We start from the raw sequence: 26,281 nt of genomic DNA, 5'->3' as shown, positions 1-26,281 counted from the left end.
ATTGTTATTAGCGCTAGGATCGAATTGCGTATTTGATCTCCACGCAATCAAAGAAGGAATTGTTTGCCGTCGTCGATTCATTCGTCGTAATATGATTTTGCAGGAGTCTATAACTTATGGAATTAAAATGTTTAAAATCGGAAACTAGGGAAAATATCCTGATAGTCAAGTTGAATCGTCCGGAGAAGAACAACGCCCTCAATATTCGAATTAGGGACGAGTTGGAATTTGTGTTTAACTCAAGCGGAGATAGAGAGGATATTCGAGCCATTATTTTGACTGCCGAAGGCAAGAATTTTTCCAGCGGGTACGATTTGGAGGAAGTTGTTCAGACTCGATTGGAGTCCTTTCGTCATAGAATTTTAGAATATCATTATGCGATTTATAGTTTTCCCAAACCGGTGATAACGATTTTAAAGGGATTTGCTTCGGCGGGGGGTTTTGATCTGGCGTTATGCGGTGATTATATCATTTCGGAGAAGAAAGCGCTGCTATTTCGCCCTGAAATCCGATTCGGCGCACCTCCACTTTTAACTACTTTGACTCGAAAAGTAGGTCCTTCCAAAGCCTTGGCCTTGACTTTAAAGGGAGATCCGATTCGATCGTCCCAATTACTTTCCCTAGGAATCGTGGACGAAATATATGAAGGGAGCGATATTTTAGAGCATGCCTTGAAAATTGCGGTAAAAATATCCCAATGGAATCAAAAGCTAACGAAAATCTTGAAAAGTATTTCAAATAATTATTATATAGGTGATTTATATTCGAATTTCAAAAAGGAGTTCGACGAGTTTGCCCATTTTTTGGATGATCCTGCGTTTCTATTGCGAGTCCAGGAATATGCGAAATCGGTTAAGCAAAACGCTTAACCGTCCTTTTTGACGAGCCAAGCTCCTAAAACCAAAAGACTTAATCCTATGATTTTGGTTATTGAGATCGGCTTTTCGGGGAAACCGAGAATTCCGTATCGTTCAAGGACAACTGACATAGTTACCTGTCCGACTAGAAAAAGAGCGATCCAACTAGTCGCCCCCAATTTTGGAGCGAATACTAGAGCGGAGGTTACTACAAGGTACGCCCAATAATCCTCCCGTCCAAATCCACCAAGGGTTTTTATTGATCGCTTCGGATAGAAAAGAGACCGATTTGGTTTCCCCTAAAAATACCACAAATACGAATAACGCAAGAGTCCCTATAAAAAAAGAAATCGTAGATGCCATCCAAGGGCTTTGAACGCTTTTTCCAAGCATGGAGTTAATGCCCGGTTGCATCGACATCGCGATTCCGGACAAAAGTGCGAAGAAGACGGGAATGAATAGATTCATATATGACAAGTCTTGCATTTCGGTTTTCCGAGCCACCTTTTCCCGAAAGAAGGAAAATTAATTTTCTAAATGAACGGCTTCGTACTTTAACGATTTTTGTTATGCGCTTGTTGCGGGTTGGGGAATTGAGAAGGTAAAGGTTGTTCCGATTTCTAGATTCGACTGAACCGAAATTCTTCCTTGATACGCCTGGATTATGCTGTGGACTAAGGACAAGCCTAAACCGGTGCCGACTTCGTTCTTGGTTCCATATCTCGTAGATTTAACGTCCGTCGAAAATAAATGAGGAATCATATCCTGGGGGATCCCAACTCCGGTATCGCGTACGATAAATTCCACTGAATCGGATTTTCGAGAGAATTCGATTTCGATGCGTCCGCCCTCTCTACAGAACTTGATTGCATTCGAGACAAGATTCGTAAAAATTGCCGCTAATAAAGTCTTATCCATTATAATTTCTGCATTTTCCGGAATTCTGTTTTCGATCGTTATATTCTTAAATTTCGCCTGACTCCAAAATTTGCTGAGCACTTGATCGATTTCGGGATTTAAATCGATCGGGACATTATCTAAAGGAAACGATCCGGATCGCAATCGATTCAAGTCGAGTAACGTGGAGATCATTTCGAGAGATTGTGTGGAAATTTTTTCGATCCGTTCCAGCCAATCCAATATGGATCGATCATCCATTGCATCGTATTCGCTTCGAATCAATTGCAAGACTCCGATGATATTCGCCAAGGGCGATCGCAGATCGTGTGTGACAAGCGAGATGAACGTGTCCTTTAGAGCGTTTGCTTCCTCCGCAATTCTCTTTGCGTCCCGTAATTCCTTTGTCCTCTCCGCTACTTTAAGCTCTAACGACTTTTGCAGTTCTTCCAATCTGACAAAGGCGTTCGAGAATCGTATAGAAAGCATCGTCGTTTGAGAGAATAGGAAAGCAAGTAATCCCCAGTTCGCAAGGTATCCGGACTTAATCCAGAGAGCTTGAGTGAAGATATCGTTGAATGTCGTCAGGAATAAAATGAAACTCCCGAGTAAAAATAAGAGAGATCCCTCTCTTTTTCTTACGAGCGTCATGATCATTATGTAAACGAGATACGGGGTGAGAAGAACTACGATACCTTGAAAGATTTGTATCCACCACATGTACTTCGCGGAGGGCAGAATCACCACGATTCCCGCAAATATCAACGATATCAGAAATGTTCCCCGCAGTGCATACGAATGAAATTCTTTCGGGAAAATACTGGCTAAAAAATAAGAGAAGAGCGGGATTGCGATAATGAAGCTGAGAATATCCACCTTATGAATGTAAATCCAGTATTCATCCGGAAGCCTTTCATATATGAATACCGATCCTGTGAAGAAGGTTCTCACGCTTACGTCGATGCAAAATAATCCGAACCATAGCGCCGAGCGATCTATTCGTCTCATCAGATAAAGAATTAAATGATAAAGCCCCATCAGAAAGGTGGAGCCGAAAACGAGCCATCCAAGCGAAGCTTCCGATTTCTTTGACTCGAAGATCGGTAGTATTCTGCCTATTTGAATCGATTTTCTAAGTCCGCCGGTGACATGATAAAAATTGGAAACCTGGAATCGGATTCTAAGTTCGGTTACTCCGTCCGGTAGAAATACGATCGGATGTTTGTAGGAGGGGATCATCTCTTCTTTTCTCGAGCCTACTTTTCCGTTTTCCAATAATAGTTTACCGTTTGCGAAAACTCGGTAAGCGGTTGAGACGTCGTTAATCTGGAGGGCCAAATTCTGAATCGGTCTATCCAATAGAATTTTAAGATCGTACGTTCCGGTGCCTTCTCCTCCGTGCTCCTTATCTAGAACACGGAAACGATTCCAGGAACCGGGAACTTTTAAGTATCCTCGAATTCGATTCGGATCGAGGTTATCCGCATCAATCAGCCCATCCGAAAATTCCCAGTCTCCGTCTAGAGCAAGCAAAGGATGAGTTTCGGGGTTCCAGCCTCTTAAATCCAAAACTCCACGGGTAGCTTTCGGGGAATAAGCGAAGTCCGAGCCTTGGGTGCAGCCGCCGAGAATCTCTAAGCAAAGAAGTAAAGTTATGGGGAGAAGCGGCCGCATGGTATTAATGCCAGATTTTATTAAGGCAAATTCTATGGAAGGAAAACCGAACCGACACTCTCTTCATATTTGTCAAAGGAAGATATCCGCGGATTTTTCTTGGTAGAAGTTTGTAATCGGAATGGCGCCTGTATAGAAAATTTTTTTTCGATCGAATTCTTCTCACAAGCTTCCAGCTTTCATGCGGTTTATATGTGAATTTAAAGTCCTTTTAATGACCCAAATTATCGTAAATTAAAGCCGGGATGTATCTACGAAGAGTCCTTTTAACGTTTCGAAGATACCGTTTCTTGGAATTTAAATCGACGCCAAGATCGGCTTATTCGTTCGAGTTATGTCGAATTGAAAAACTATCTGATCGTAACCGGAGTTCAATTTCACGGTTTCTTGAAATTGAAAGGGTAAATCGAGTTCCTTCCGACTAAAAAGCTTCGATTTCGAACAAAGTTCTCGAGGATTTTATTATCCGATTTCAGAGCGATAGGGGACCATAGTTCTTCTTTCCGTTTTCAGCATTAAATATGACAGGCGAACCTTTCTTAATTTTGTTGTATGGGTCCGATATCTATGGAATGTTCGCAAAATATCGCTGTCGGGTGATCGGGGAACTCTTCGAAGGCATAAGGGTCCAAGGCACTAGCAGAAAGCGATTTATAGACTAACATCTATGAGCATCGATTTCCCTCCGTTTCTTGAATAAATCGAAATAGAGAATCGTCTTCTCGTGACGGAGAAGGCGGCGCAATCGAAGGCTCTCTGAAAAAGAGAAACAAGGTCTGAATGACATATATTAGAGAACCGGAAATTACTATAATGAATATTTCCATGTATCGACTTTATCAGCAGGAGATCTCCGGGACGAGATTCAAAAAGGCGGAGGAGGTGACTGCCTGGATGGGAGCATTGCAGGCGCAAGATCGTCCGCAGGCGAAATTGGCAATCCGTCTAAGAGGAGAGGGAATTCGGGACGCCGACGTAGAGACCGCAATTTTAAAAAAGAAAATCGTTAGAACGTGGTCTCTGCGAGGAACATTGCATTTTCTTTCCGCCGCCGATATTCATTGGATCGTATCTCTCTTGGGGCCTAAAATAGTGGCCGGTTTGGCGGGTCAACATAGAAAACTCGAACTGGATTTATCTACTTTTAATAAATCTAATACGATTTTATCTAAGATTTTGCGGAACGGAGAGCAGTTGACTCGTAAGGAGTTATTCGAGGAATTCGAGAAAAAAGGGATTTCGGTGGAAGGGATTCGCGGAGCGCATTTATTATACCAAGCCGCATTGACCGGTCTAATTTGCCAGGGCCCGATGAAGGGAAGACAGGAGACGTTCGTCTTGCTCCAGGAATGGATTCCAAAACGAAAAGGTCTGGATCGCGAAGAGGCATTGAGCGCATTAGCGAAGCGATATTTTACCGGCCATGGTCCGGCTACGATCCAGGATTTTATCTGGTGGGCCGGACTAACTTTGAATGAAGGCAAGATAGGTCTCGCCTCGGTTCAATCCGAACTTTCTAAAGTTAGAATTAATGATAAGGATTATTGGTCTCCTTCGTTTGAATATACTAATAATATAATAAATCGAAGAATTTACCTTCTCCCGGGCTTCGACGAATTTCTTTTGGGTTACGAAGATAGAAGTTTTTGTGTCCCATCGCAATTCAACTCGCGTGTCGTCTCCAACAACGGCTTTTTCTATCCCATAATATTGCTGGATGGACAAGCGATTGGAACCTGGAAGCGCATCATGAAAAAGGATTCGAATTCGATCGAAACGAATCTTTTCTTTCCTCTCGATAAACCCCTAACCCGGATTCTGAGGAGTGAAATTGAAAGATATCGGGATTTCTATTTTTGAATGGAAGCCGGAAGATTCTTTTTTGCATTCCGGAAACGAATGCGAATCCATTATGTTATGTCTTGGCGGATTTATGATTTATTCTCGAAAGCTCTTAAAGCGAAATGAAATCCCGTTTGAGATTCTTCATTGATTTGAGATTGGATTTCAGAATGAATGTCCGTCCTCCGCATTCGGGATGGTCAAAAGATTGACTTTTATTTTGATTCCTTCACAAAACATGATTCATAAAGAATTTGATTGAATTCTCCCGGATGCGTAGTCTTATTGCATAGTAGGCGGGAAAATCGCACTGAATGTTCGGTCATTGGCTTTCAAAACTTTTACTTAAAGTATTTGTACTTCTGTTTATCGTGAATTTCGGTTATCAAAAGATAGTCGATAACGAGGCGGTATGCGGAGCCTTAGGCGTGGCGGAAGAACATTGCCCGTATGCGGAACACACTCCCGGTCACGATGGAGAATCGAACCACGTCTGCATTAACTGCCCTTGTAATTTAACTCTCTTCGTATCCTGGGATTTGTACGTAGCCAGAATTTATAGCCGACTATCCGTCCTTTATTACCCGTCTTCGAAGCCGGTCGTTCTTGCCTTCGAACAACCGATTCGCCTATTCCGGCCCCCTCGAACCTTCTTCGCTTAATCATCAGCGAACCGCGGGAGGATCTCTATTTCATTAAATCCTCCCCTAGGAGGTACTATGCGCATACTTATTTTATGGCTTCTCTGTGTCGTCATGCCGGGAAGCGCTTATTCACAGGCGGCTTCACAACCTGGCAGTCCGTCCTGTGCAGGTATAATGGATTTGCGACGCATTACGATTTGCGTCTTAGAAGCGAGTCCCGAATATCGATCCGAACAATTGAAGCTGAAAGAAATTTCCGGACGAAAGCTGGTCGCTTCTTATTTATTCCCATCCAATCCGGTTGCCAGCGCCTATCTTGCCCATCGGAAAGGAACTCCGTCCGAGGGAGGTCCTCTCGGAACCGGACCTGCACCGGTCGCGACGAATTACCAAACTTTGGTGACTCAAGAAATCTATGTCGGCGGTAAAAGAGAAAAGGCTCAACAGGTCGCGGATGAGGAGTATAAAGTGCAGGCGGGCAGGTTGGAAGCCGTACGAAGGAATATGCTTTCACGTACTATTTCGTCCGCTTTAAGATACTCCGGCTTCAAGAGAGAATTCGACGGAACAAAACAACTTTATGAAGTTGCAAAGGATCTACGCGATCTTTCCGCCGCGAGAGCAAACGAGGGAGTCGCCCCCGCGATGGATGTGGATGTCGCAAGAGCGGAGGAGCTCCGTCTATGGAAACTGCTCAAACAAGCGGAAAGAAAAATGGATTCGGCCAAGGGGGAACTTTTAATCCTGCTGAATTTGAATCCCGATGCCAACCTTGAATTAGAGATCACCGGTATCGCGTTGAAAGAATTGCCGAACGATATCGTTAGCTTGGTGAAAATCGCTCTCGCAAATCGGCCCGAGATCGGAGTTTCCGAAGGTGAAATCATTTTAGCCGCCAGACGTTTGGAGCAAACGAAACTGCAAAGAATTCCTAATCTAACGATCGGAGGATTCATCCAGTCGGACGGTTTCAACGAAAAAGTCGCGGGGGCGCAAGTGAGTCTGCCGCTGACTCTTTGGAGAACCTACGAAGGAGAGATTCGAAGCGCTTCTTCCGTGAAGGAACAGGCTCAGGAAAACGCAAGGCTCCAAGAAAGGAACGTTAGGCTGGAAATCGTTCACGCGGTATCTTCCTACTTGGCGCTCAGAACGGAAATAGAACAGTACGATGCGAGTTATTTACGGGATCTTGATAAAGACCTGGACCTCTTGAGGGAGGCTCTTCGTACGGGAAGAATCAAAGTGGTCGATGCTTTAAATTCTCAAAGAATTTTGACCGGTGCAAAGTTGAACTTTATCCTTTCTCGAACCGAATACGCTCTTGCGCAAGTTGAATTGGTCCGTGCGATCGGACTTTCATTCGAGGATAATATCCAGGAAATCAAATAATGAAACGCATCATTCTATCAGCATTACTTATCGCGTTCGTCGTAAGTGGTTCGTATTTTTTATATAAGAAATTTTTAAAATCGAAAACGAAATCGCTTCATTCGGAAATGTCAGATTCGCCGGAACCCGGTGCCGGATCCGTCACTCTGGATAAAGAGCAATTGGATCTATTTCATATTACGACTGTACGAATCGAAAAAAGAAATTTTCGACGAACTATCTCGTTAATCGGAGAAGTCGCGCCCGTCCCGGACCGGATAATCGAAGTCCCAGCCAGAGTTGCCGGTCGCATAGTAACCGTTAAATTCGTGGAGGGATCGCAAGTTTCCAAAGGACAACTATTAGCCGTTTTGGACTCGCCGGATTTAGCTAGACTTCGATCCGCATATAATTCCGCTAAGACTCGGCATTCCGCCGCTTCTCAAAACGTGGATCGGGTTCGCAATTTAGTCTCGATGAAGCTTGCCGCAAAGCAGGAGGAAATCGATGCGGAGGCGAATCTGAAAGTTATTGCCGCCGATTTAAAAGCTTCGGAGGAAAATCTCCGTGCAAACGGACTAGAGCCGGGCGAAGAGACGACCGGTAAATACTACATCCACTCTCCTATTGCCGGGATCGTTTTGAACAGAAACGCGTTACCGGGCGCAATGGTTCCGGGAACTCAGAATTTAGCGACGATTGGGAATATCTCCGAGCTTTGGTTCATGGCAAAGATCTTTGAGGCGGATTTAGGCAAGGTAACGGAAGGCGATAAGGCGGATGTCGTTCTCAACTCTTATCCTGATCTGTTATTCGAAGGCGTTTTGGAACATATTGGAGAACAAGTGGATATCGCTTCGCGAACCGTTCACGCCAGATTAGTTTTTAAGAATAAGGGCAGAAAGGCGAAGATCGGCCTCTTCGGAACGGCGAAAGTCGTAACTGATACGGGAAGCGGGATTTTGGTTCCGGAAAGTTCTATATTCAAAATAAGTAATTCAGATTACGTGTTTATAAGAAAAGATTCCGATACTTATATTCCGAAAATCGTAAGAGTAGCCAATTCGGAAGACGGAATGGTTGAGATTCTGAACGGTCTTGACCCGGGAGAAGAAGTCGTGACTCAAGGAGTCTTCGAATTGAAATCTCTTCTTCTAAAATCATCGTTCGGCGAGGAGGGATAATGGAATTCTTAACCGCCATCGTCCGCTGGAGTCTCCACAACCGTCTTGCAATCATAGTCTTTTCGATACTGCTTTTCGGTATCGGGGTCGATTCTGCGAGGCGATTAAAAATCGATGCCGTTCCGGATATAACAAACGTTCAGGTACAGATTATAACAACCGCACCGGCCTTGTCGACTTTGGAAATCGAACAGTATGTAACTTATCCGATAGAGAGAGCAGTATCAGGAATTCCTAAATTACAAGAAGTACGGTCGGTTTCCAGATACGGCTTTTCGATCGTCACGATCGTTTTCGAAGAAGGAGCGGACTTATATCTGAGTCGCCAACTCGTTAGCGAGAAATTAGTGGACGTATCCAGTCAGATTCCTAAAAACTACGGGGCTCCTCAGATCGGCCCGATCTCTACGGGATTGGGAGAGGTATATCAATTTATTCTAAAGAGTAAAACCCATTCGTTAACCGAACTTACGACTTATTTAAACTGGTTCGTCAACCCCGTTTTGAAGACGGTTCACGGAGTCGTTGAAGTTAATACCTTCGGTGGAAAGGTTAAGCAGTATAGAATCGTCGTCGATATATCGAAAATCGCAGCGTTGGGTTTGGGTGTGAAGGACGTTTCCGATGCGGTGTTAGTCAATAATACTTCGACAGGCGGCGGGTACATCGAAAAAAGTAAGGAGCACCTCGTGATCGGGACGGACGGACTCTTGAAAGGTCGGGAGGACTTTTATAGAATTTCGATCGGAAAAACTCCGGACGGGTTTCCTATTTATCTTTCGTCGGTGGCGAGGGTTGAGGAAGGATACCGTCTCCGTAAAGGAGGAGCAACGATGGAAGGGAAGGGGGAAGTAGTCGGCGCGATCGCTTTAATGTTGGTTAACGAAAATTCTTTGGAAGTAACCGACGGGATTAAGAAAAAGCTGGAGGAAATAAAGAAGACTCTACCTGCAGGGATGGAGATCGAACCCTTTTATGACAGATCCATAATGGTTAAAAATACGATCAATACCGTTTTATGGAATTTGGGGGAAGGTGCATTTCTTGTCATCATCGTCTTATTTTTAATGATCGGCGATCTGCGCTCCGGCTTAGTCATCGCCGTTACGATTCCGTTTGCGATGTTGTTTGCAATCTCCATAATGAGGTTTCGCGATTTACCGGCCAATTTGATGTCGATGGGAGCGATCGATTTCGGACTCATCGTGGACGGTGCCGTCATTTTGGTGGAGAATTCGTTTCGACGATTATTGGAATTAGCCAAGGAAAAGGGTCGAAGACTTACTTTCGAAGAGAGAAGAGAAACGATTCTTACGGCAACGATAGAAGTTAGGAAGGCGACTATTTTCGGAGAGATCATCATCGCAGTAGTTTATCTTCCGATTCTCACCTTATCCGGAACGGAAGGGAAGATGTTTATCCCGATGGCGTTAACGGTTTTGTTTGCGCTCTTAGGCGCGTTCTTTCTAACGTTAACGCTTATACCGGTGTTAGCTTCCTACTTTTTGGATCCTAAAATTCATCAAGAAGAAGAAACGGCGCTCTTCAGAAAAATCAGCCGCATATATAGGCCTTTTTTGGAGAAGGCGATGGGGAATTCAAAACGAGTTATCCTCTCCGCACTGGGAGCTTTTGCTCTGGCCATTATCGGGTTCGTATTCATGGGTGCGGAGTTTATTCCGACCATGGATGAAGGTTCCATACTACTGGAAATATTACGTTTACCTTCCAGTTCTCTGCAGCAATCTTTAGACACTTCCATGAAGATTGAAAAAGCCTTACTGGCAAAATTTCCCGAAATTACAAGCATCGTTTCCAAGACCGGATCGCCTGAGCTCGCAAACGAACCGATGGGGCTGGATAAAACGGATGTGTTTTTGGAATTGAAACCGCGCAAAGAATGGAGGTTCACCAAACAGGAGTTCGAAGAGGAAATTTCCAAAACGGTTTCCGAATCGGTTCCGGAAGTCGCTTTCGGAATTTCTCAGCCGATTCAGATGAGAACGAACGAAATGATTGCTGGGATTCGATCCGATGTGGGGATTAAAATCTTCGGGGAAGAATTAGCAACGTTGAAAGCTCTAGCGGAAAAGATAGCGACGATCTCTAGAGGAGTCGAGGGAGTCGCCGACCTGCGCATCGAACAACTTTCGGGATTGGAGTATTTACGGATTCGTCCTAAACGGGAAGCTATGGCAAGATACGGGTATAACGTAAACGACGTGAATCAAATCGCGGAGTCCTTAGCATCCGGATATCCCGTCGGCATCTTATTCGAAGGGCAGAAACGTTTTGAAATTACGGTCGTTTCCGATTGGAAATTGGAGAATGATTTGGGAAGTCTTCGCGCCCTGCCGGTGGGCACGAAAGGAAAGATCGTGCCTTTCGGGGAGCTTGCCGACGTTTCTATCGAAGACGGTCCTGTCCAGATCAACCATGAAAATCAATATCGATTGGCGCTTGTGCAATTCAACGTAAGAGGGAGCGACATGCTCAGTACGGTACGGAGGGTGGATGATCGCATCAGATCCAAAATCGTTTTCCCTCCGGGCTATCGTTATGAGTTGGGAGGAGAGTTCAAAAAATACAATTCGGCTCGTTCGACTCTTCTGCTTGTCGTTCCGATCACCTTGGTGGTCATTTTCCTTTTTCTATATTTAGCGTTTCGCGAACCTTCTCCGGCGCTATTAATCTTCTTGAACGTTCCTTTTGCGATTACCGGCGGAGTATTTTCTCTTCTGCTAAGGGGGATGCCGTTCAGCATTCCTGCAGGAATAGGATTTATAGCCTTGTTCGGAATCGCGATTTTGAACGGACTCGTCTTGGTCACGTTTGCCAGAGAGGAGGAAATTGATGGGTCAGACTCGGTAACCGCAATCAAAAAAGCGGCGGAGCATCGGTTACGTCCCGTAATCACGACCGCATTACTTGCGTCCATCGGGTTTCTACCGATGGCATTGTCGACTTCGCCGGGAGCGGAAGTGCAACGACCTTTAGCTACGGTAGTGATCGGCGGACTTATCAGCGCAAGTCTTTTAACGTTGATCGTTATTCCGGTCGTATACGCGAGGTTTATTCATAGAGTGAAACGAGGAAAGGGATAGTCGATTTATTCTCGGAAAGAAAAAAGGCGGAGTTTCCTCCGCCTCAGTGATAACTCTAAAAGTACTACGCTGATTAGAAACCGGCGGCTTGTATGGCGCTGAAAGTACAGACTCCTACGTCCGGATTACAATAATAAACTTTGTAATTGAAGTTATTGTCCGTGCTTCTTTGAGTGATCCCTCCGGGAAATCCCAAAGTCGAGCAGGTGGATTTGGAAGTCTTTTCCAGAACTAAAGGAGGCGCACTTTGCAAAGCTCCCAGAGTCGCGTTAAAAAAATCCGTTCCCGAAGCACTGACGCCGCTGTTTCCAATGGTAAAGCTATCGAAACAAACTCCTGTCCAGGATACCGAATCGAGCTGCGTGATTTTCACGACGGATTTGGTTCCATCGGGTGCGGGCGCCGCTAAAATCGACGCTAGCAATCCGCTATAATCCGAATCGTTCGTTTTACCCTTATTGCTACATCCGACGTATCCGAAGGATAAAGCGATGATTAATGTTTTAATTAATATTGATTTCATAATTTTTCCGTTTCAGATCGCGCGATTAGTTAGATCTGGCGTTCCCCTCCGCTGCAGAATACTGTTTCTCATTGGTCGACACACCTGTTTGAAAGCTAAACTGAGCTTGTAGGATAATCGCCTGGTTGTCCAGAGCTTTGGCGCCTCCGGTAGCAGGATTATATCCTAACATGGTGTGAAAGTCATTATAGAAAAGTTGAAGTTTCATCAAATGCTTATCCAAGTAGAGATTTATACCCGCCCAGTAGGAACGATATGCATCGCTCGGATCGATATGATGATCCCGATTGAAGTCACCTTGCAGGTAGTCATATCTGACGACAGGCATGATATAGTATTTCGCAAGAATCGGAACGTTATACCCCAATGTTACATGGTAACCCATCGTATTGTTGGATGCAGGACCGCTCATTTTCGTATACGCTGCGTTTACGTAAATTCCGTTGGAATAGAAAGTCGTATCGTAAGTGTGCGCCACGAGACCCCAACGAGGAGAAGCAGGCGTAGTCGAGTTATTTTGCACCAACGTAGCGTTGCTGGAACCGGGAAGACCGTATGGAATTCCGAATCCAAACCCGTTTGCCGAAGTACCGGTAGTCCCGTTATCCGGAGTACTCTGAGGAGTTACGATGTTAACCGCAGCAGCTCCTCTCGGATAAGCGTCGACTAAGGCGGGAATCGTGGAGGTGGCGATGGTATTGAAACTTGCCGTTTGCCAGCCAGCCGCACCGATGGACCATTTGGTTCTGGATTGGAAGATCTCTTCTCCTTCATGCCAACCGACTTCTTTTCCGACTTGGTTCACGAGACCACCCAGAGGGTTGAAAACTACGCGCCAGATGTAGGTAGGTGCGGTTGTTATCGTTCCTGCATTTCCGTTTCTGGTGTTGAATAAATCGATTTTACGACCTGTTCCGTAGTCGCCGCCAGCACCTCTACCGTTTCCGACATACCCGGTTACGGTGAGCATTTGCGTGTATTTGTCGCCCAAGATTTGTTTCAGAGGGTGAACGTTCAGCATGGCTCCCATATCGAATTGAGGGAGAGCAGCAGTGATCATGGAGCGCTCAATGTTGACTAAGTTCTGAGAGGAAGCGATGTATTCGCGGTTGAACGGAACGTTGAGCTGACCGAGGCTTATACGAGAATTCGCATATTTCGATTGGAGCCAAACGACCGCTTCCTGAACGGCGCCTCTGTTATTCGCTAAGGTTTGGCCCTTAGTCACAACAGTCGTAGTTTGAGTACAAGCCGCGTTCGTACAGGCGGTAGCCGTAGTTGCAGGACTTAATTCCGGTCTAGCGACTAGGTTCTCTAAACGAATATTGACCAAGCCTCCCCACCAATCAGCGCCTTCATACATTGCACCGAGGCGGAGTCGTCTGACGTTCCAGTCGACTGCTTGGAAGTTATCATGGCCGTTGCTGTAGTTGGTGTCCTTCGATCCCGCAATTCCGCGAAATTGAAGTCTTCCGTAGATCGTTAATTTCTCTTTTTGCGGATCTCTTGGGCGGTGAGCGGATTGGTTAGGCACGTCCGTAAAGCCGTAACCCTTTTGAAAATTGTTTTCTTGGGTAAGTCCGTTATCGACTTTGCTCGGGTCAGCATTCGATTTGTCTGCTCCGTTCCCGTTATCTTGGGCCGGTGCGTTCGAGTCGTCTTGGAGCTTGACTCTATTTGCGCCGGGAGCGGCAAAGACTTGCCCGGTTGTTTTATCTACGTATAAGTCTTTTGAAAAAAGATTTCCTGACAAAGGCAGAAGGAATGCCGTTATTGCGATCCTCCTAATAAGCTTATTCATTTCATTTTTCCGTTCGTGTATTTCGGAACTGGCGATTGAATTGCTAATTCATTCCGATATGAATGTTATCCGGAAAAATGGTTACGGCTGCATTACGGAAGGTTTACTTTTTAGTATTATAAAAATATAATTTAGAATTATTTAAATAAAAGAATGGCAGAGGTAGATTTTGAATGTTTCTACCGCATATTGCGAGTTGTCTGTTAAAAGAGGGCGGTTCTTTTGCGTTTTGGGAGACGATATTTTTAGCCCCCTTTTTCGTCGAAGTGATTTTCGTTTTTGGTTCCGAAAGGGCGGAGAAAAGTATTCCAAATTTAAGAAATTGGAATTTATGTGAAAAGATTTAACAATAAATATTAATATAAAATTAAGTATAATAATACTATAACTATACGAGTTCATTGATGTGATGAAAGTGGAGTGCAAATTCCGGAAATTGTACTCTATTCATTTTTCCGGTCTCGGAGAAATCTCGGCCGACTTCCTGAATCGATCGAGGCGATCGGCGGAAATAAATTCTAAGGGCAGGAGCTAACCTATCTTGAAGTCCTATTTCCGGAAAATGGACTTTATTTGTCAAAAAACGACGAAATGAATCTTGATTGGGAATCTATCGAAATGGATCGGCTCCTGAAGGAGAAAGGGGCCGTTTTGCAAAGATTTTGTGTTAACATATCGAGCTCGAAATCTTTATTACGATTATTTCTTATTTATAAATGAACTGGAATTCTTTCAATGTTCTTGACCGGGATTGAAAGTCGAGTGACCTTAGCTGAAGGTCTTTCTTTCGGCTAAGCATCAATGATAAACTTGTTACATTCGAAAATTAATTATAGAAAGTATTCAGTTTTGATAATTCTTCTGAAATTTCTTCTTTTGTTTTTCTTGACTCAAACATACTTACTTTTCCCGTTGAATGCAGAATCTCCTGTCCGAATCGATGACGGGGTTCGCAGCCTGAACGTTAGTACCCATGTGGAATATAGACATCGTGATCGGAAATTCACTTCATGCACGATCGATAATCTCAAAGGTTTGCAGGCTTTCGAGTGGTACTTAAATCCGATCGAAGACGTTTTGCGGGTGAGGCGGACATCCAACGGCGTTTGGTTGCGGTTAACCGTTCGGAACGAGTCGGATGTGCCGTTGGATAGACGAATTCTTTTTAATTCGATTAACGTTCCCAAAGCCGAACTATGCTACCAGTCCGAGAAAGGTGAATTCCGCAGGCTTGAAATAACCGATAATTCCGACGCCTTTTATAACGAGATCGTCTCTCCGCGCCCTAACTTCCGTATTCGCTTTCCTGCAAAAACGCAATACGTGTTATACATTCATTTGGATGCTTATGAAGAATTGACCTACGTAAATTTTCCTTTAACTCTCTTGGACGAGGGGGCCTTTCATGAGATGGTGGTTTGGAAACGTGTTATTTTTTCCGCTATTCTCGGGATTTATTTGTTCGCAGTCGGCTTGAATATCTATTATTCGCGCAAGCTGCAAGCCGGCATATTTCTTTCTCTTGCGGCTTATATGACCGTCTTATTTTTCGGATTCTATTTTCTCCACGGCCGTTCCATTCATTCTTGGATTGGTTGGGAAAACAAAATAAGCTTTTATTCGTACTATCTATTTTTAACCGTATTCTTTCTCTCCCTGTTCGGTTACCTTTTTCATCTTGCTCGATTCTTTGAACTTAAAAACAAGTCGGTTCTCTTTTTTACCATCGGATGCCTATTCAGTTATTCCTTTGTTCTCATACCGCTCGTTAAAAATTTCGCCGAAGAAAGATTCTTCCTCTTAGCCGGAGGTTTCGGGATTTTAGCTTACTATTTCTATCGAGTTCATTCTAATCTGATAGTAAAGAATAGCTTCCAGATACGACTCTATCTACTTTCTTGGCTTTTGTTTATTAGTTGTTTCTTCATTAAAGCCAGTTATCACTTCGATTATGCGCCGTATAATTGGCTCATCGTTTTTTCTTTTTTGATTTTGTATCCGTTGCATGCCGTAGTGACGACCTATTCCTTATCCCGTATAATTTCGGAAGGATTATGGATTTCCCTTCCTGCGAAATCCTTTGTAAGAAAAAGCAAAATCGGCTCGATCGATATCAATCAAACGGTATCGAAATTAAAAGAATTGCTGGAGACGGATAAAATTTTCCTAAAACATTCTTTAAAGGAAGAGCATTTGGCTAGGGAACTGGGAATCGGCGCGCACCAGCTTTCCGAAGTAGTTCGCATGCAATTTCATACGACCTTTCCCAATTTAATTAATTCCTATCGCATCGAAGAGGCAAAGCGATTATTAATCGAAGATCCCGGGATGTCTACGAATGAAGTGCGAATCAAGGCAGGGTATAGCTCTAAATCCGCATTTCATCTGGAGTTTAAAAAGGCGACGAACACAAATCCGAACGCCTTCCGCCGAAAAGCCATTCTTGGTGATAGCAACAGTAGAAAAAATGGACGGGAGATTTCGGTTTGAAATCTCCGGTGTTTAGATAATACCGCTAAAAATTCCTAGCGTTTCTTTGCAGACTTCTTCTTAGCTACGATCTTCTTTTTAGCGACCTTTTTCTTTTTGGCTGGAAGTTTCTTTTTCGCGATTCCCTTTTTCTTCGGCGGAGATTTTTTTATCGGTACTTTCTTTTTAGGGGCAGCCGCCTTTGCCGCTTCCGCCATTGCTTTTCGGAACCAGAAACGAAGATCTTCGTCATCTTCTAAGATTTCCTCGGGAACTTGCCAATAGGACATGCGGACCGGCTTCCCATTTTTGCCGTCGTATGTGAACGGAGACATGCTCGCGGCTTCGTATTCGGCTTGGTTACCCGGACCGACTTTAAAATAAAGGAGATCGTTTACGATCATTCCGAAGATACGATTTCCGGAATAGACTCCATAACCTCCGAACATCGCTTTTACCGTAATTGGACCGCAAACTTTTAAACGATCTTGGGCATATTCTAAAAAAGAACTCATGAGAAATAATTTACCGAAATGACCGATGCACTGGCGAGTAGAAAATTATCTATAAGGGTTATTTCAAGAGCCGATATCGGGTTTCGATTCGACCCTTTTTCGATCTAGGAGTTCACTCAGAGAGTTGCTTTCAATTTTCCGAATACCGAAAATCCGTTTATTTCCTCTCCGAAAGACAGAACGTTCGTAGGGCAGTTGACTACGCACGCCGAGCATCGGACGCATTGAACGCTGTCCATCGGGCGTCCACGATTAGCGTAACTCATAACGTCGATTCCTTGATGGCAGACCTTCGTACAGATATTACAGGAAATGCAGCGTTTCTTTTCCGAGAAAATTCTAAAGCGACTGAATCTCGCATAGATATGCATCAGTCCCGCTAAAGGGCAGAACATTCTGCACCAAATTCTGCCCGAGAGAAAGAAATAAGCGCCCAGGCCGATGACGCCGGCTAGGCTGATATCCACGATTGCGTCATAGATTCGCTTAACGGAATCCGCACCTAAAGACAGGAACCAAAGCGGCGAAATAAAGCTTCCTAACAATTTAGCCGTTGTTAAAAGAATCGCCGCGAGTAGAACCCACTGACCGGAATGCTCTAATCGGTACGCCCATTTTCCGTGAGGCATTTTCGTTCGGGTTTCGTCTCCTAACGTTTCCGCTAGGCCACCACAAGAACAAATCCAACCGCAGTAAGCTCCTTTACCGTAACGGAACACCAAGTATGGAATGACTCCGAAGCTGAGTACGAGGCCGTAAATCAACCAAAAGGCCGTGATTCCACCGTCGTAAAGAACTCCCATATTCAATGGCCAAGCAAGGATCAAACCGTAAGCCTTCCAATAGGCGCCACCGGGGAATACTTGAGTTAATAAAAATCCGTCGGAGGAACCGAGCAGTCCCAATTCTCCTAACCAGGGCAAAATAATTTCCGGCATTAGGAAGAGAGGAAAAACCTGTACAAGAATTAAAGTCCAGGTTTGGGTTTTAATATATTTCGTCGGGCGAACTCTCATTCTTCGAATTCCAAACACGGTGATCGTGAGGGAATACAGTAAAGTATAATGAAAGCCGGGATACTTGTTTAAAAGAAACCACCCGAAGTATTTACTTCCTACATACGCGCTAATAAAATATACGGCGGCAAACGATAGATAAGTGGTCCTGAATAAATTCCAATTCCATCCGACGGAAATTGATTTCTTCCTTCCGCTTCCGAGCCATGCGGCTGAGAAAAAGACGAAGCCGATTAACCCTGCTCCCGCCGCCCAGGAATACCATTCGATTCCGTAGAAGGCGGCTTTGCCGAAATAAACGAGAAACGAAAAGGAGATCATCGCGAAAAATCCCGACCATTCGCGGACGGAACGAACGTTTTGAATAGCCAGTCCGATTTTCCGCAAAAAAGAAATCGGAGGTTCGGAACCGATCAAAATCAGTGATGAATCCGCAGGCACTTTCGTTTCGGAATTTTTACGAAAGAATATTACATTTTTATTTTGTATTTCCTTTACGGACGAGGACGGTAGGAAATCAATTTTTCCTTCGGAAACTTTGGATAAAAACTTAGCCTTATTTTCTTCCTTCGGTCTCACCAACTCCTCTCCGCGATAGGAAAGAGCTACCGATTTAGCTTTTCCTTCCAACGCTAGTGCGGCTTCTATAGCGGAATCTCCGCCCCCGACTACGACGACATCCTGTCCGTTAAAATCGGCCGGATCAATTAGACGGTGAAAGACGTTTTCTCCATCTTCTCCCGGAATCCCTAAACGTCTGCTGTCTCCGGATTTACCGATGGCCAGTACGATATTGAAGCAGCGGAACTTACTCCCGTCTTCGGTAGTAAGTTCAAATCGAGAACCTTCGATTCCGGAAGGGACAATTTTAACGACTTGCTTCCCTTCCAATAAAGGTAAGTCGTAGCCATCCAATGCGGTTTGTAAATCTCGTATAAGACTTTCCTTATATCCGTTATCGATCCGCAATTCCGAGGCGGATAGGAACGTTTCCGGTTCCGCGAAAATCGGTTTACCTTTAGGATAGCTGTGGATCGTATGAAAGGCCTTGTTCCCCTCAAGAATTAGAAATTTTAGTCCTTTTTTTCGGGCTTCGATACCTGCCGAAATCCCGGAAGGGCCTCCTCCGATAATCAATAAATCGTAAACATTCTCCGATTTCGGTTCGGTGTTCGAATCCAGAAATGATACTACTTTTGCGCCGCTATCGGCCGCATACTTTAAGAGCGGAATTCCGGTTAAATCGCCTACGATATAGATGCCGGGAATGGAGCTTCGAAATTCATCTCCGATCAAAGGGTAAGTTTCTACAGGTCCCTGAGGCGCATCTTTGCGAAGCCAATTAAAATATTCGGAACTAAACGGTAAAAGGAGTTTCATTCATAAGCCTATTCTGTAACTACTATTTGGTAAGATATATCCATGATTGATGCCACTCTTTTTCGTTCTTGGCCTACGATTCATCGGGATTGATTCAATAGTTTCATGAGAAAACCTTTCATTTGGAGGCGAAATTTTCTTTCATGCGGAATACTTTATTTTTCGTTTTTCCGATTCTTTCCGTTTTTCTCTTTATTCTTAGCCTGGGAACGATTTCCACGAATTCGCGACTTGCCGATTCTTTCTATAATGCGGATTCTCTTTTTTTTCCGATTCTTTACTCGGAAGTTTTTTTACGGGATGGAATTTTGGGGCTGTATGGATTTACCGATTGGTGCTGGACTCCGTCGCCATATTTCTTTCCCGATGCATTTTTCTACTTCGTGCTCAGGACTGTATTTCTTCTTCGGGAAGTTGGTGCATGGGAATATACCCATCTCTGTTATGCCTTCGTTCAATGGACTTATCTTTTACTAGGAATTCTATTTTTAATTCGGACATTAGGGATCGAAAGAAAGAATCGTAATGCGGATTCTCTTTTTTTGGGAATAGGGTATTTACTCGGTGCTTTATGTATTTTAGAGCAAAGCCGGATTTTCCTTTTTTTACCGGGGTATCATACGGGTGCCTGGGCATCGCTCGGTTGGACTTGGTCCTTCTATTATCTATGGAAACGGTCTCAGAAAAGAATTTATTTTCTGGCGTGTTTGCTATCTGCGTTCGCACTAGGATTAAGCGATTTGTTTTTTCTCCCGGCGTTTCTGATTCCGTTAATTTTTGCGGAAGGAATCGCCATCCTCTTTATAAAAGAGACATGGCGGGCACGGATTCGAAGTTTCGGTAAATGTCTTATTCCGATTCTATTGGCGATGATCGCCGTTAAGTTAGCATATGGTTTATTAGATAAAAATAAAGTAATACTTTTCCCCGGCCTTTATGCTTCCGGGAGAATCGCCTGGAAAACGGTATTCGGTAATCCGGCTCTTTGGTGGAACGGATTTTATGGCGCCTCCGTTTCCGTTTTTATTGCCAATCGTTTCGAATTGATCGCACTCGTTTCGACTTCGGCGCTCTATATTTTGATTCAGAAAAAAAGCCGAGCGCAAATATCCGCCGTTAATCGGATTTTGCCTATTATTCTATTTTCTTCTTTAGGTATGATTGTACCTCTATTTCTCGTTTTTATTCCTGCAATCAACGGTCATGCCACTCAAGGGTCGCCGCCTATCGACCGTTATTTCGGAGAGATGATTCTCGCTGCCCTTGGGAGTTTTGCAGGTCTATTAGGTGTCTCTTCCAACATAAAATTGTATTCTCGAATTTCTTCGTTTTTGTCGTCCATTTTGATGGTCTTCGTTCTATATACGGTTTTGCCGCGTGAAAAAGGAGTCGTTTACTATCCCGAAAGCATCGCGTGCATCGATCGAGAAATTCAAGCTAAAGATTGGCGTAGAGGTCTCGCGAGTTTTTGGGAAAGTCGTCCTTTAAGAATTTTTTCCCGTAATAAGATCGCCGTGGACGATTATTTGGAAGATATGAGCCTTTTCTATTGGCAAAATAGTTTTCGTTGGTTTTTATCGGATCGTCCTTACTCGTTCGCGATTATGAACGGAATCAAAAAGGAATCTTTCGAGACGCATTTCGGTCCGGCCTCCGCAGTGATCCATTGCGGAGACTGGAACGTTTACGAAGTCGGCGATCCGACGGGAACTAAATCCGCTGCGCTGAATTCCTTGAATCGCCGGAAGATCGATTTATGGAAAGCCTCGGTCGGGAAAAAATAGGAGCGCTTTCGTTCTTATCTTCCGGGATCGACCCGGAGAATTTTTCCGGATCCGAAATCCGCCAGATATAGGGATCCTCTTGTATCCCTTCCGAACGTGGAGACAAGTATAGGCCATTTTCCTAATGCGAACGCTTCTTCTACTTTTCCTCCGTCTTTCGGGATGGAGATTGCCCAGAGTCGTCCCGATATGAAATCGCCGAAGACGTATTTTCCGTGTAGATCTCCGATACGATCATTGGTGACGACGTATCCTCCGGTAATGGAACTGCCGTCCTCCCTGCCGTACTCGTAGATAGGATCGGTAAGTCCTGTGCGATCGCAATTTTCCTTAGGCTCGAAACAGTGAAAGCCTTCCGTTTTGTTCCAGCCGTAATTCTTACCCGCTTCGATGATATCTACCTCTTCGAACGCGTCTTGTCCTACATCTGCGAGGATCAATCTACCGGCCGGATCGAAAGAATATCTCCAGGGATTTCTGAGTCCATAGGCGAACGTTTCCGGTTGATAACCTTTGATTCCGACAAACGGATTGTCTTTCGGAACTGCATATTGTTTACCGGGATCCTTCGCGTCTATATCGATCCGTAACATGGATCCTAAGAACGTCATGGGGTTTTGTCCGTTTCCGTTCGGATCGTTCCTCCATCCTCCGTCCCCCCAACCGATATATAATTTACCGTCTCTCCCGAACGCCAATTGTCCCGCATTATGGTTGCCATAAGGCTGGACAAGTTCCATAATTACTCGCTCTTCGGAAAATTTTCCTTTTTTCGGGTCCTTGGGAGAATCAAAAGTCCATTCGGAAATCCTACTGGTATCTTTTCCGTTTTTCTTAATTACATAATTAATATATACTTTCGGTTTTTCGGGGAAGGACGGATGCAACGCTATTCCAAGCAAGCCTTCTTCCGAATCCGTAAGAACGTTGGGAATTTTTAATAAAGTCCCCGAACTCCCGTCTTTAGGATCTAACCATTTAATCGAGCCCGTTTTTTCTAGAACTAGGAAAATATCCGGACCTGGAATCATCAGTAAATCCGTAGTTTGATCGAAACCCTCTCCGATCGTCGTTAAGGAAATGGCGATTTTCTTTCGATTTTCATCCTTCAGCGTAAAGGTCGGTTTAAATCCAGACTCCTTTCCTTCGGCCTGGTATTTGGAAGCGTCTCCGATATTCGCTACCAAGATTCGCCTAAGTTCATCGCAGGAAAATAGGGGAAGAATAGAAACAAGACAGATCAAATACTTTATCGTACGAAACATGGAAATGCTCATTGGCTGCATCTTCGTTTTGAGAAAGAGAAGATCCACCTTTTTTTAAACGGATAAGACTTGATCTTAGAGAACTTCTAAAAAAAGATTTCTCGGGTGAATGATAGTAAAGCCGATTTACGGAAAGTTTTCGAAAGATCGATTTGCCTATGGCTTTTTGTTGTATCGTTTTTTTTGGCTTTATTGGCTGTAAATACGGATCCTGAGTTAGGAAACGTATTTTATAGTTCCGATTCTTTATTCTTTTCCAATTTGTATTCTGAATTTGCTACTCGTAAGAATGAGGGGATCTCGCCTTTTCAGGATTGGACTTGGACTCCGTCTCCTTATTTTTTCCCCGACCTTATCGGCTATTTCATTATACGATCGGTTGTTTCTTGGATCGGCCTGCCTTCAGTAGAATTTGCTCAGATAGGTTACGCGGCATTTCAATGGAGTCTTTTTGTTTTCGGTTCGCGTTTTCTTTTATGTAATATTGATAAAAAATTCGGAAAATCCGTTTCGTCTTCAGTTCTCGCTCTAGGATTCGCCCTGGGTGCACTTCTCCTGCTCTCTCGGCAAAATTTATATCTGTTTATGCCGGGATTTCATGGAGGGTTATGGGCGCTTCTGCCTTGGTCTTGGGGATTTTATTTTAAGTATCGTGAAAAGCTGAGTTCAGCCAATTTTCTATCGGGAACCGTTCTGTCTTTTTTATGCGGTATTTCGGATCCGCTGTATATACCGGCATATACGATTCCTGTAATCGCGGAGAGCGTTTTTAAATTTAGATCGAACGTCTTCGAACCGTTTTCTCTCAAATTAATACGCTTCTTTCAAAATTTTGCGCCGAGCCTGATCGGGATCGTATCATCCATAATTGCTTATCGCTTATTAGCTAGAAGTAAAACGATTTTCTTTCCCTTTCATTATTTTTCAGATGCAATAAATTTTGATACGGTCACGAAAAATCCGCATGAGCTAATCCGTCGGATTTTCGACACTGCCTTGAAACTGATTTCAAACGAGGGAATTTATTTTTCGATTCTAATTATAGGATTACTATATTCTATATTTCATATTCGTTATGGAAGTGGAAAGGGGAAGAGTGAGAAGACTGATTCTATTTTGGTTTTGCTGTTTTTTTCCGGCATGGTCGTTCCGATTTGCTTGATTGCAGTCGGATTACTTCAAGGAATCATAAAGCAGGGAGAACCTGTCAACAGATATTTCGGCGGAATTATCGGTGCAGCCTTCGGAATTTTGGCAGTAGTTTTTTCTTATCGGACAAAACTTTGGAGCTCGATTCTTTCTATTTTAGTTTTTGTCCTATTTGGTCTTTGTATTCTTGCGGCCGTTCGACTAGGTATTTCGACTCGATACTACCCGCCTTGGATAGAATGCCTGGATCGAAACGCCGAAGAGTGGAATTTGAAAAGAGGTATTTCGGGATTTTGGAAGGCATCTCCTGTCCGAAATTTTAGTAAAAAGTCTTTAGTTGTCGATCCGTTCGAAGCGGACTTAAGCGTTACGGTTTGGCAAAATTCATTTCGCTGGTACGATTACGGGGAGCCGTATTCTTTCGCAATTATAGATCCTGTAAGAACGGATTCTGTCGAACGATATTTCGGAAAGCCGGATCGAGTCGTTCGATGTGCCGGGATGTCTATTTTCGTTTTTAATGAAGAACGAAGACTTTCCTCCCGCGCATTTTTGGAAGAGAAACAATCGCAGATCTTGTTATGGAAACGGCTTACGGGAAGATTAAAATAGAAGAACCGGTCTCATGTCATTTTTCGAAGAAAAAGAACCGGAATCACGGTCTGCGAGGAGGAAAATTGGAGCGTATCGGGATCGAACCGATGACCTTCTGAATGCAAATCAGATGCTCTCCCAGCTGAGCTAACGCCCCTTGCATGACCTTGGGCCTGATGTGACTTGAACACATGACCCCACGCTTATCAAGCGTGTGCTCTAACCAACTGAGCTACAGGCCCGGTAAGAGACATGATTTTGTTTTGAGATCGGATGGCAAGGGATTTTTGGATTTGCGACCGTGTTTTTTAAGATATCTTAGGAGGAGACACATTTCTTGCATTTCCCAAAATGCTATTTAAGAGATGAGAATTCCGAATTACGAAATGATAGATTGCAAATGTAAGAAAGTACGTCGATAACAGATGTATCGGGAATTTCACCCAAAGGGACCAGGGTTTTTGCACAATGACGTAACCGATTCCGAGAGTGATAGGGTGGTGTACCAAATAAACGGGCAGACTGGAATCTCTCAAGTATTCCGAGAAACTATTTTTGCCGGCAAAGAAAAACTGAAAAAGGCGAATAAAAAAAGAAACCCAAAGCCATCCGCCTAAACACTTCAAAAAAATGTGAAGAATTCTTCTCCAGTCGCCGGTATAACCGAAGTAAGACCAAAACGGATCTATCTCCTTGATCCAATAAAATCCCTTGAAAACAAATAGCGCCAGGATCCCGAGCAAAAGTATTTCTTTCCCCTCGGTTCTTCCCATTAATATCGTTTTTTCTTTTCCTAGAAAAAAACCGCCGGCCGTGAAGAAGCTGATATCATAAACGAATTGAACGGGTTCGACAGTAAAATACGTAGTATCCTTTAAGAAAAAGTAATTTATTAAGCAGGTCCAAAAAGAGCTCCAAAGTCCTAAAATCAACAAGACTTCCCATCTTTTTTTGGAAGCCGGTTCGATTTCCGCGCCTCCATATCGACTATAAGGAAAAAGATATTGTCCGATCTTAGATAAAATCGGTCGGATAGCTACGTACAGAAACGTATACAAAACCAAATATTGCAAGAACCATAAATGCGAAGGTCGGGGATACTTTTGTAGGAATTCATTCCATAGGAAAACAAAATAGTTTTCCTGATAACCTGCGATAAGAGCGGTGATATAATATTGCATGGGTGCAAAAAGTATGATGCCGCTTATCAACGGAATGATGATTCTGAATCCTCTAAGCCGAATGAAATCGAAAATCCCTTTGGAACGAAACGTTCTTTCGCTGAAATAACCCGATAGAAAAAAGAACAAGGGCATCCGGAAGAGATGAACCCATTCACCGAAGACGTCGAATATCCAAATGCGGTCTATGTTGCGGAGCGGATACTTGATATCTGCAGCGTAAACGATCGCGACGTGAAAGGTCAGCCCGAGAAGAAGGGCAAAAGATCTTAGATTATCTAGATAATCTAACCTCGTCGCACTGCGAGGTTGGAGTTCGGAAACGAGCAAGGATTACACGTCCACCGTATACTTAAATAAAGCCTCTCGAATGTATAAAAGGCTCGGATCGTTTTTGGGTTGTTCCACCAATTTATCTCTCACTAACAGGTTTATCGACGAGACTAAATCTTGATGCTCCAACCCGACTCTCAGGATGGCCCACTTGATAAATGCCCCTAAATGAATTTTATAAAGGCCGCCTTCCTGTTCGCCTCTCGTTTGACTAAAGGCTATTAATGCGGAAGTAACTAGATTTTTGCGATCTGCCTTTAGAAGACTCGTAATCGTTTGATTCGTTTCCCGCAAACGCGACGAGAGCATCTTGACCATCTTCAGTGAAAATGAAGGATTCGTTTGGACCATATTATAAAAAACAGGTTCAGTAATTGCGAAAAGCAGGACATCGGTTTTCGCAATGGCGCGAGCGCTTCGCGGCTTCTTATCCACTAAAGCCATTTCCCCGAACATGTCCCCTTCTTTCAGTTCGATCAAAAGCTTAAACGCTTCTTTGATTTTTTTATGAATGCCGACCTTCCCCGAAAGGATAAGATACATTTGATCTGCAGGTTCGTTCTCATCGAAGATAATCGAGGATTCCGTAAATCGGACTCCGTGTTTTTGGACCATTTCTTCCGAAATTTTCATCTTTTAGAAACGCAAACCTTCTAATTTCTTCTGTAGGGTATCTATAATTGGTTGGGAGCCGCAATCAA

19 protein-coding genes and 2 tRNA genes are annotated in these 26,281 nt (G+C 43.8%); 9 read left to right on the top strand and 12 right to left on the bottom strand.

Translation table 11 applies throughout. The features are described 5' to 3' along the window. The first annotated feature begins 116 nt into the window (after positions 1 to 116). Positions 117 to 869: an enoyl-CoA hydratase/isomerase family protein gene (locus LEP1GSC058_RS06995; protein ID WP_016548790.1), complete on the top strand. Its 753-nt coding sequence runs from the start codon at positions 117 to 119 to the stop codon at positions 867 to 869. Here LEP1GSC058_RS06995 and LEP1GSC058_RS20575 read toward each other — a convergent pair. From LEP1GSC058_RS20575 to LEP1GSC058_RS06985, 3 genes are all read right to left on the bottom strand, one after another. Then, the gene (locus LEP1GSC058_RS20575; RefSeq protein ID WP_269571698.1) at positions 866 to 1,036 is read right to left on the bottom strand and encodes a DMT family transporter; all 171 of its coding nucleotides are present in this window, start codon (positions 1,034 to 1,036) and stop codon (positions 866 to 868) included. The two genes, LEP1GSC058_RS06995 and LEP1GSC058_RS20575, sit on opposite strands and share 4 nt — an antisense overlap. Then, positions 1,023 to 1,343, bottom strand: coding sequence for a DMT family transporter (locus LEP1GSC058_RS20570; RefSeq protein WP_016548826.1), 321 nt, complete (start codon positions 1,341 to 1,343; stop codon positions 1,023 to 1,025). The genes LEP1GSC058_RS20575 and LEP1GSC058_RS20570 overlap by 14 nt, the downstream gene beginning before the upstream one ends. An 81-nt stretch (positions 1,344 to 1,424) precedes the next feature. Continuing rightward, the gene (locus tag LEP1GSC058_RS06985) at positions 1,425 to 3,428 is read right to left on the bottom strand and encodes a sensor histidine kinase (protein ID WP_016548766.1); all 2,004 of its coding nucleotides are present in this window, start codon (positions 3,426 to 3,428) and stop codon (positions 1,425 to 1,427) included. A gap of 813 nt (positions 3,429 to 4,241) precedes the next feature. Between LEP1GSC058_RS06985 and LEP1GSC058_RS06980 the strand changes: the two genes are divergently transcribed. From LEP1GSC058_RS06980 to LEP1GSC058_RS06960, 5 genes are all read left to right on the top strand, one after another. Then, positions 4,242 to 5,288 carry a winged helix DNA-binding domain-containing protein gene (locus LEP1GSC058_RS06980; RefSeq protein ID WP_016548863.1) on the top strand — a complete coding sequence of 349 codons (1,047 nt, stop codon included), beginning with the start codon at positions 4,242 to 4,244 and terminating at the stop codon, positions 5,286 to 5,288. Positions 5,289 to 5,584: 296 nt separating this feature from the next. Then, positions 5,585 to 5,932: a hypothetical protein gene (locus tag LEP1GSC058_RS06975; RefSeq protein WP_016548793.1), complete on the top strand. Its 348-nt coding sequence runs from the start codon at positions 5,585 to 5,587 to the stop codon at positions 5,930 to 5,932. A gap of 57 nt (positions 5,933 to 5,989) precedes the next feature. Further along, positions 5,990 to 7,303: a TolC family protein gene (locus tag LEP1GSC058_RS06970; protein ID WP_016548812.1), complete on the top strand. Its 1,314-nt coding sequence runs from the start codon at positions 5,990 to 5,992 to the stop codon at positions 7,301 to 7,303. Further along, positions 7,303 to 8,466, top strand: coding sequence for an efflux RND transporter periplasmic adaptor subunit (locus LEP1GSC058_RS06965; protein ID WP_016548853.1), 1,164 nt, complete (start codon positions 7,303 to 7,305; stop codon positions 8,464 to 8,466). The genes LEP1GSC058_RS06970 and LEP1GSC058_RS06965 overlap by 1 nt, the downstream gene beginning before the upstream one ends. Beyond that, positions 8,466 to 11,570, top strand: a complete 3,105-nt coding sequence (locus tag LEP1GSC058_RS06960; RefSeq protein WP_016548806.1) for an efflux RND transporter permease subunit — start codon at positions 8,466 to 8,468, stop codon at positions 11,568 to 11,570. The genes LEP1GSC058_RS06965 and LEP1GSC058_RS06960 overlap by 1 nt, the downstream gene beginning before the upstream one ends. Positions 11,571 to 11,643: 73 nt before the next feature. Here the strand turns inward: LEP1GSC058_RS06960 and LEP1GSC058_RS06955 are convergent, their stop codons facing one another. Beyond that, entirely contained in the window at positions 11,644 to 12,093 is a 450-nt protein-coding gene (locus LEP1GSC058_RS06955) for an LA_3150 family lipoprotein (protein WP_016548837.1), read from the bottom strand. 25 nt (positions 12,094 to 12,118) lie between these two features. Beyond that, positions 12,119 to 13,894: a hypothetical protein gene (locus LEP1GSC058_RS06950; RefSeq protein ID WP_016548753.1), complete on the bottom strand. Its 1,776-nt coding sequence runs from the start codon at positions 13,892 to 13,894 to the stop codon at positions 12,119 to 12,121. An 801-nt stretch (positions 13,895 to 14,695) separates the two neighbouring features. On the opposite strand from LEP1GSC058_RS06950, the gene LEP1GSC058_RS06940 reads away from it, so the two are divergent. Further along, positions 14,696 to 16,384, top strand: a complete 1,689-nt coding sequence (locus tag LEP1GSC058_RS06940) for a helix-turn-helix domain-containing protein (protein ID WP_016548884.1) — start codon at positions 14,696 to 14,698, stop codon at positions 16,382 to 16,384. A 35-nt stretch (positions 16,385 to 16,419) separates the two neighbouring features. Here LEP1GSC058_RS06940 and LEP1GSC058_RS06935 read toward each other — a convergent pair whose 3' ends face one another. Both LEP1GSC058_RS06935 and LEP1GSC058_RS06930 read right to left on the bottom strand, forming a co-directional pair. Beyond that, entirely contained in the window at positions 16,420 to 16,878 is a 459-nt protein-coding gene (locus LEP1GSC058_RS06935; protein ID WP_016548872.1) for a TfoX/Sxy family protein, read from the bottom strand. 116 nt (positions 16,879 to 16,994) lie between these two features. Next, positions 16,995 to 19,274 carry an NAD(P)-binding domain-containing protein gene (locus tag LEP1GSC058_RS06930; RefSeq protein ID WP_016548900.1) on the bottom strand — a complete coding sequence of 760 codons (2,280 nt, stop codon included), beginning with the start codon at positions 19,272 to 19,274 and terminating at the stop codon, positions 16,995 to 16,997. A gap of 143 nt (positions 19,275 to 19,417) precedes the next feature. On the opposite strand from LEP1GSC058_RS06930, the gene LEP1GSC058_RS06925 reads away from it, so the two are divergent. Then, positions 19,418 to 21,058, top strand: coding sequence for a hypothetical protein (locus LEP1GSC058_RS06925; protein ID WP_016548770.1), 1,641 nt, complete (start codon positions 19,418 to 19,420; stop codon positions 21,056 to 21,058). A gap of 14 nt (positions 21,059 to 21,072) precedes the next feature. Here LEP1GSC058_RS06925 and LEP1GSC058_RS06920 read toward each other — a convergent pair whose 3' ends face one another. Then, positions 21,073 to 22,323, bottom strand: coding sequence for a PQQ-dependent sugar dehydrogenase (locus tag LEP1GSC058_RS06920; RefSeq protein WP_232224634.1), 1,251 nt, complete (start codon positions 22,321 to 22,323; stop codon positions 21,073 to 21,075). A 183-nt stretch (positions 22,324 to 22,506) separates the two neighbouring features. Between LEP1GSC058_RS06920 and LEP1GSC058_RS06915 the strand changes: the two genes are divergently transcribed. Next, positions 22,507 to 24,084, top strand: coding sequence for a hypothetical protein (locus tag LEP1GSC058_RS06915; protein ID WP_156860668.1), 1,578 nt, complete (start codon positions 22,507 to 22,509; stop codon positions 24,082 to 24,084). Positions 24,085 to 24,150: 66 nt separating this feature from the next. On the opposite strand, the gene LEP1GSC058_RS06910 is transcribed toward LEP1GSC058_RS06915, so the two are convergent. The 4 genes from LEP1GSC058_RS06910 to LEP1GSC058_RS06895 form a co-directional block, all read right to left on the bottom strand. Continuing rightward, positions 24,151 to 24,223 (bottom strand) — tRNA-Ala (locus tag LEP1GSC058_RS06910). Positions 24,224 to 24,234: 11 nt separating this feature from the next. After that, positions 24,235 to 24,308 (bottom strand) — tRNA-Ile (locus LEP1GSC058_RS06905). Positions 24,309 to 24,374: 66 nt separating this feature from the next. Next, positions 24,375 to 25,577 carry an acyltransferase family protein gene (locus LEP1GSC058_RS06900; protein ID WP_039948133.1) on the bottom strand — a complete coding sequence of 401 codons (1,203 nt, stop codon included), beginning with the start codon at positions 25,575 to 25,577 and terminating at the stop codon, positions 24,375 to 24,377. A gap of 3 nt (positions 25,578 to 25,580) precedes the next feature. Next, entirely contained in the window at positions 25,581 to 26,213 is a 633-nt protein-coding gene (locus tag LEP1GSC058_RS06895) for a cyclic nucleotide-binding domain-containing protein (protein WP_016548876.1), read from the bottom strand. Between the last annotated feature and the right edge of the window lie 68 nt (positions 26,214 to 26,281).

The sequence above is a fragment of the Leptospira fainei serovar Hurstbridge str. BUT 6 genome, from assembly GCF_000306235.2.
Taxonomy (GTDB): Bacteria; Spirochaetota; Leptospiria; order Leptospirales; family Leptospiraceae; genus Leptospira_B; species Leptospira_B fainei.
This window is presented reverse-complemented; position numbering and strand designations above follow the sequence as displayed.